Below are 6214 nucleotides of genomic sequence, written 5' to 3'. Positions count from 1 at the left end.
GAGGGTGCATATGCACGTCCGAGCACACCTGTCGGTCGAGTATGTCGTGGGCTCTGTGTTAGTCATAGGAGTCCACCCGGGACTCACACGTGAGCAGTCGTCGGCAGCGTCAGATGTGTAAAAGGGCCAGGGCGCAACGGGTGGGCATGGGGCGGCCGGCTGCCCGTGGCAGCCGGCCGTCCCATGCCGGTGGACGAGCGCTCCGGCCCGAGCCCCGCTCAGCCCAGAGCGGCGATGAGGTCGCGGCAGGCCTGCTCGCAGCGACGGCACGACTCGGCGCAGATCCGGCAGTGCTCGTGCATCTCCGCGTGGTCGGCGCACTCGTCACCGCACGCCCTGCAGGCGGCGGCGCACGCCTCCAGGACCGCGCGGGTGAGGTTCGCGTCGTAGCCGGTGTGGCGGGAGAGCACCCGGCCGGTGACCGCACAGACGTCGGCGCAGTCCAGGTTGCTGCGGATGCACTTCGTGAGCTCGGCGACCATGTCCTCGCTCAGGCAGGCGTCGGCGCACGCGGTACAGGCCTGGGCGCACTCGAAACAGGCCTCGATGCACGCCTGCAGCTTCTGGCGGTCGACGCCGCCGAGGTCCTTCGGATAGGTCTCGAGCATCTGTCCGGCAACGGTCACGGGTTCTCCTCGTGTCGGTGGCGGACGGGCCGGGACGGCATCCGCGACGAGCACCGACGTCCCGCACCTACCCCGGCTCGGCGCCGGCCCGGGCGGTGTCACGGAACTGTCATGGGCCCGGCTGCGCTGCAGGTGTCCGCGCGGGCAGCGCGCACGAGGCCGGCCACGAAGAGGGCCGGGCACGTGCGGAGGGAGACCGCACCTCGCTGACGGGCTGACCGAGGACGACGTCGACCGTCGGGTGCAGTCGGCCCACGGTGACGGACGGCCGCGCGATGATCGCCGGCCCGGCCGACTCCTCCGTCCGCACCGTGCGCAGCACCCTGAGGGCGTGGACGGAGACTCCGGCCACAGGACCACGCGGAGTGTCACGAGGTCGTCACGTGCCCCTCGCATGCCCATCGACACCGGGGGAACGGCAGGTGTCGGCGAACGCGGCGACGGGAGGCAGCGGGTGGACGCAGGACTCACAGCGACGCAGTCCCTCCTGGGGGCTCTGGTCGTCAGCCTGCTGCTGGCCGCTCTGCACCTGGCCGCCCCACGGATCCGTCGGCTGCCCTTCGTCCCCGAGGACGTCACCGGCTCCTTCGCCGGGGGGCTGGCGGTGGCATACGTCTTCCTGCACCTGCTGCCCGAGCTGGCGGAGGGCAACGAGGCGATCGGCGAGGCACTCAGGGACGTCGTCGAGCTGACGCCGCTGCTCGATCTCGCGATCTTCCTCGTCGCGCTCGCCGGGTTCGCCGCCTTCTACGGACTGGAACGACTGGCCCGACTGCACACCGCACACAGCGCGGGTGGGCGGGAGCCGGCCGGGGTCTACTGGCTCCACCTCGGCTCGTTCATGGTCTACAACGGCCTGATCACCTACACGATGGCCCTGCGCCTGCGGACCGGCGTGGCCTTCGCCGTCCTCTTCGCCATCGCGATGGGTCTGCACTTCGTGCTCACCGACCGGTCCCTCGAGGAGCACTACCCGCGACGGTTCCCGCGCAGCGGACGGGTCCTGCTGACCCTCGCGCTCCTGGCCGGATGGGTCCTGGACGCGCTGTTCGCGCCGACGAGCACGGTCGTCGTGGCGCTCCTGACGGCCCTGCTGGGCGGATCGATCCTGCTCAACGTCTTCAAGGAGGAGCTGCCCTCCACGGGGCGCTCGAGCTACCGCTGGTTCCTCGCCGGACTGGCTCTCTACGCCGCTCTCCTGGCCCTGGTGACCGCGGTGGGGGAGTGAGGTGCTCGATGCGGCGGCCGTCGCGGTCGGCGCGGCGCTGGTCCTCGGGGTCTTCCTGGACGTCCTGGCCACCACGCTCACCATGGGAGAGGGAGCCGGCTGGCTGACCCGTCGGCTCCTCGCGTCGCTCTGGGGCCGGGCTCTGCGGCTCAGGCCGCGAGGAAGCCGGTCGAGACTGCTCTCCGACGTGGGGCCGGCGCTCCTCGTGCTGACCGTGCTGATCTGGGTCCTGGCCACCTGGGTCGGCTGGTGGCTGGTCTTCCTGGGTAGCGGTTCGGTCGAGTCCGCGGAGACCGGGGCTCCCGCCTCCGCCGCGGACGTCGCCTACTACGCGGGCTTCGCCGTCTCCACCCTCGGCGTGGGGGACTTCGTCGCCGACTCCCCGGTCTGGCGCGTCATGACGTCCGTCGCCGGCTTCGGCGGCCTGGCACTCGTCACGCTGGCGATCACCTACCTGCTGTCGGTGGTCTCCGCCGTGGTCAGCCGCCGGGCGCTCGCCACCCAGATCACCGCGCTGGGCTCGACCGCGGCAGAGGTGGTCGTCCGGGGATGGACGGGGGCCTCCTTCGCCCCGGCGTTCACCCAGCACCTGGTCGGCCTGGCCGGTCCGCTCGCGACCGTCGCGCAGCAGCACTTCGCCTACCCGGTGCTGCACTACTTCCGCAGCGCCGTCCCGGACGAGTCGGCACCGGTGGCGATCGCCGTCCTCGACGACGCCCTGTTCCTGTTGGCCGCCGCGGTGGACCCGGCCGTGGCACCGGAGCAGGCCGCGGTCGAACCCGCTCGTCGCGCGATCGCCCGGTACATCCGGACGGTGGGTGGAACGTCTGCTCCACCGTCGGAGGACGCCCCGCCGCCGACGCCGTCCGTGGAGCCGCTGCGCCGCGCCGGGGTGCCCTTGCGCCAGGACGCGCTCGGCAGGGAGTGGCTCGACGCCGAGGCCGGGCGCCGGCGTCGCCTGCAGCAGCTCGTCCACGAAGCCGGGTGGTCCTGGCCGCCGTCCTGACGCCGCGGGCGGATGGTGGCTCCACCCCGATGTGTCATGTCCGTGATGGAGGCGGGGTGGGGACTTCCCATCCCCTGTCCTCGGCTGTCACGACAGGGCCCGACGTCGGCGCCTTCCCGCGAGGACCGGAGGGAGCCAGGATCGTCGGGTGAGCCGTCCGCACCGACACATGGGGACGACGCGCGACTGCCCCCCGACCACCGGCGTCGTCCGGGGGCGGAGCGACACCCGGCCGAGGACCTGACCTGGAGGACGGATGGCTGAGTACACCGCGACCGCCATCTGCGAGGGCGACCACTGGGTGATCGACGTCCCGGGTGTCGGCACCACTCAGGCCGACAGCGTCGACGACGTCGAGGAGATGGCCGTCGACCTCGTCACCGCCATGACCCACACCTCCCCCGCGGATGTGCACATCCGGATGCGCATCCTCTGACCGGCGGCACCGCGAGGTCGACGGCCATGGTGTCCGCGGTCTCCGCCTGCCTGCTGGGCGCGGCCCGACGACCCTGCCGTGCCCGTCAGGACCCGGTGGACCACCGGGCGTCGGTCAGGATCCCCGACAGGAAGTCATCCAGTGCCTGGTGTCCGTCCAGGGGGAGCACGTGGGAGACGTACTGGTCCGGGCGGACGACGACCATGCACCCCTGGTCCCGGTCGATCCCGCGCAGGTGGAAGACGTCACCGGCCCGAGGGTCGGGGCAGTACGCCTTCTCGTAGTCGACGAGGCCGAACCGGCCCTTCCTGGGGAGCAGCACCGGGGGCAGCGCGTCGACGGTCAGGTCGCGGTGCCCCTGCTGGAAGACGGCGCGGACGTCGATGACCGAGTCCGGGTCGGCGCCGGGCGGGGTGAACCGCACGAGCGGTGACTGCTCCGAGGTCAGGACGTCGCACAGCTGCCGTACCCGCGAGTCCGGGCCGGCCGGGTCGTCGCGGTCGGCGAACAGGTACAGGCGCCAGGCGCCGTCCGCGCGGGCGACGTGGCCGAGCTGCACGGGCTTGGCGTCGGCCAAGCGGACGACGGGGGCGGAGTGGAAGCGCATCCCGACCGGGAACCCCTCGGCGAGGTGCTGGTGCGTCGCCTCGGCGGTGATCGCCGACGGCGCGTACCGCGTGGCCACGCCCGCGGTGAAGCGGCCCTGCTGGACGAAGTACCGCTGGAACTCCTCCGGGTCGACACCGTGCCCGTCGTCGTCCGCGGACTCCTTCGGCGGGGCACTGAACATCCGGGCGAACTCGCGGTCGAAGTCGGTGAGCTCCTGGGCGACCGCCTGTCGTTCCTCGGAGTAGGTGTGCAGTAGCTCCGGCCGGGCGGTCCCGCGCAGGACGGCGGCGAGCTTCCAGCCGAGGTTCCAGGCGTCGGCCATGGAGACGTTCATGCCCTGGCCGGCCTTGGCGCTGTGGGTGTGGCAGGCGTCACCGGCGATGAAGACCCGGGGGGTGCGGGTGGCCGTCTCGTCGGCCGGTACGTCGTCGAACTTCTCGCAGAGCCGCTGGCCGATCTCGTACACCGACCACCAGCCGACGTCCTGCACGTCGAGGGTGTACGGGTGCAGGACGCGGTTGGCGACCGCGGCCAGCTTCTCCGGGGTGACGCTCCGGCCCTCCAGCATCTCGCGGTCGTGGACCGCGTCCAGCTCGATGTAGAGCCGGACCAGGTACCCGCCCTCGCGCGGGATGATGAGCAGGTTGCCCTGGTTGGCCGAGTGGATGGCGCACTTGAGCCGGATGTCCGGGAAGTCGGTGACGGCCAGGACGTCCATGACGCCCCAGGACTGGTCCATGGGGTCACCCACGAGCTCGCGGCCGATGGCGCTGCGCACCCCGCTGCGGGCGCCGTCGCAGCCGACGACGCACCTCGCCCGGACCGTCGAGGTCTCGCCGGTCTCCTGGGAGTCCCGGACGTGCCGGAGGGTGACCGTCACCGGGTGGTCGGTCGAGCCGCTGGTGTCCACGCGCAGGTCACCGGCGTGCAGGCCGTAGGAGGGCCGCAGCCTGCTGGCCGACCGCTCCATGGAGTCGCGCAGGTAGGCGAGCATCCGTGCCTGGTTGACGATGACGTGCGGGAACTCCGACAGGCCGTCCTCGGTGTCCTGGACCCGCCCGGTCCGCGTGATCCTGGAGCGGTCGGCGGGGTCCGGCCGCCAGAACGTGACCTCGTTGACCCAGTAGGCCTCGCCGACCAGGCGGTCGGCCAGCCCGAACGCCTCGAACACCTCCACGGTGCGGCAGGCGACCCCGTCGGCCTGCCCGACCTCGAGCGGCCCGTCCCGGCGGTCGACGATCGCGGTGGTGATGTCCGGGAAGCGCGCCAGCTGGGCGGCCAGGACCAGACCGGCCGGGCCGCAGCCGACGATCAGGACGTCGACCTGCTCGGGGACGCCGTCCGGCCGCGTGGCGACGGACGGGTGCGGAGGCTCGATGGACGGGTCACCGGACCGGTACCCGTTGAGGTGGAACTGCATCGTCCAGACCCCTTCCTCGTGCGCCGGGGTGTGCTCGCGGTCGCGGCGCGGTCCCTGCCCGGGCCCTGCCGACCGTCCGGCGGTGTCGGGTTATCACGGTCTCTGCCTTCTGCAGAAGGGGATAGCCTTTTCTGCTGTGAGGAACAGGCCCCCGTATGCGATCGCCTCGGTCGACTCGGCGCTCCTCCTGGCGACGCTCCTGCAGCAGGAGGGGCCCATGCGGGTCACCGACGCCGCCGAGCGGCTCGGCGTCTCGGTGTCGACCGCGCACCGGCTGCTGGGGATGCTCGTCTACCGGGACTTCGCCGAGCAGCTCGCGGACCGGCGCTACGGGCCCGGCTGGCTGATGAAGGGCCAGGCGCTACCGCCGGAGCCCGTGGTCAGGCTGCGGGGAGCAGCGCTGCCGCAGTTGCGCCGCCTGGTCGACGAGATCAGGGAGACTGCCAACCTGATGGTGCTGACCGGGTCGGACGTCCGTTTCCTCGCCACGGTGGAGTGCGACCACGTGCTGCGGGTGGGCGACCGGACCGGCCGGACGCTGCCAGCGCACCTCAGCTCGGGCGGCAGGGCGGTGTTGGCCGACCTCCCTCCGGAGGACCTGGTCGCCGCGCTCGGCGACGTGGACGAGGCGGTGGCCGGCGGGCTCCGGCGAGAGCTGCGCCTGGTCCGCCGGCGCGGGTTCGCGGTCAACGACCAGGAGACCGAGGCCGGGCTCACCGCGGTCGGGGCGGCCGTCCCCGCCGTCCCCGGCTCGCCGCGCGCGGCGATCTCCCTCGCCCTGCCCACGGCCCGGTACTCCCGGGAGCGGCTGCCGGCCTGGGGCGCGGCGCTCCGCGCGGCGGCGGAGCGGATCAGCGGTGACCTGACCGGCCGCTGATCCCGGCGGCGG

General features: G+C 72.7%; 6 protein-coding genes. 4 read left to right on the top strand and 2 right to left on the bottom strand.

The annotated features are described in order from the left end of the window. Positions 1-218: 218 nt before the first annotated feature. On the bottom strand, positions 219-626 hold the full coding sequence (locus CNO22_RS13170; RefSeq protein WP_100499802.1) for a four-helix bundle copper-binding protein: 408 nt from the start codon (positions 624-626) through the stop codon (positions 219-221). A gap of 454 nt (positions 627-1080) precedes the next feature. Here CNO22_RS13170 and CNO22_RS13165 point away from each other — a divergent pair, with 454 nt between their 5' ends. The 3 genes from CNO22_RS13165 (at position 1081) to CNO22_RS13155 (ending at position 3296) form a co-directional block, all read left to right on the top strand. Further along, positions 1081-1854, top strand: a complete 774-nt coding sequence (locus CNO22_RS13165) for a hypothetical protein (RefSeq protein WP_198588303.1) — start codon at positions 1081-1083, stop codon at positions 1852-1854. Position 1855: 1 nt separating this feature from the next. After that, positions 1856-2860, top strand: a complete 1005-nt coding sequence (locus tag CNO22_RS13160; RefSeq protein ID WP_100499801.1) for an ion channel — start codon at positions 1856-1858, stop codon at positions 2858-2860. A gap of 256 nt (positions 2861-3116) precedes the next feature. Then, positions 3117-3296, top strand: coding sequence for a hypothetical protein (locus tag CNO22_RS13155; protein WP_100499800.1), 180 nt, complete (start codon positions 3117-3119; stop codon positions 3294-3296). An 85-nt stretch (positions 3297-3381) separates the two neighbouring features. Here the strand turns inward: CNO22_RS13155 and CNO22_RS13150 are convergent, their stop codons facing one another. Then, the gene (locus CNO22_RS13150; protein ID WP_100499799.1) at positions 3382-5325 is read right to left on the bottom strand and encodes an FAD-binding monooxygenase; all 1944 of its coding nucleotides are present in this window, start codon (positions 5323-5325) and stop codon (positions 3382-3384) included. Between the two features lie 136 nt (positions 5326-5461). On the opposite strand from CNO22_RS13150, the gene CNO22_RS13145 reads away from it, so the two are divergent. After that, entirely contained in the window at positions 5462-6202 is a 741-nt protein-coding gene (locus CNO22_RS13145; RefSeq protein WP_100499798.1) for an IclR family transcriptional regulator, read from the top strand. Positions 6203-6214: the final 12 nt, after the last annotated feature.

This window comes from Geodermatophilus chilensis (assembly GCF_002802985.1).
Taxonomy (GTDB): Bacteria; Actinomycetota; Actinomycetes; order Mycobacteriales; family Geodermatophilaceae; genus Geodermatophilus; species Geodermatophilus chilensis.
The sequence above is the reverse complement of the archived record's forward strand: the minus strand, read 5'-3'. Positions and strand labels throughout refer to the sequence as shown.

Excerpts from the sequence above, each read along its gene's own strand:
- CNO22_RS13155 (WP_100499800.1), top strand. The coding sequence starts at position 3,117 with ATGGCTGAGTACACCGCGACCGCCATCTGCGAGGGCGACCACTGGGTG.
- CNO22_RS13150 (WP_100499799.1), bottom strand. The coding sequence starts at position 5,325 with ATGCAGTTCCACCTCAACGGGTACCGGTCCGGTGACCCGTCCATCGAG.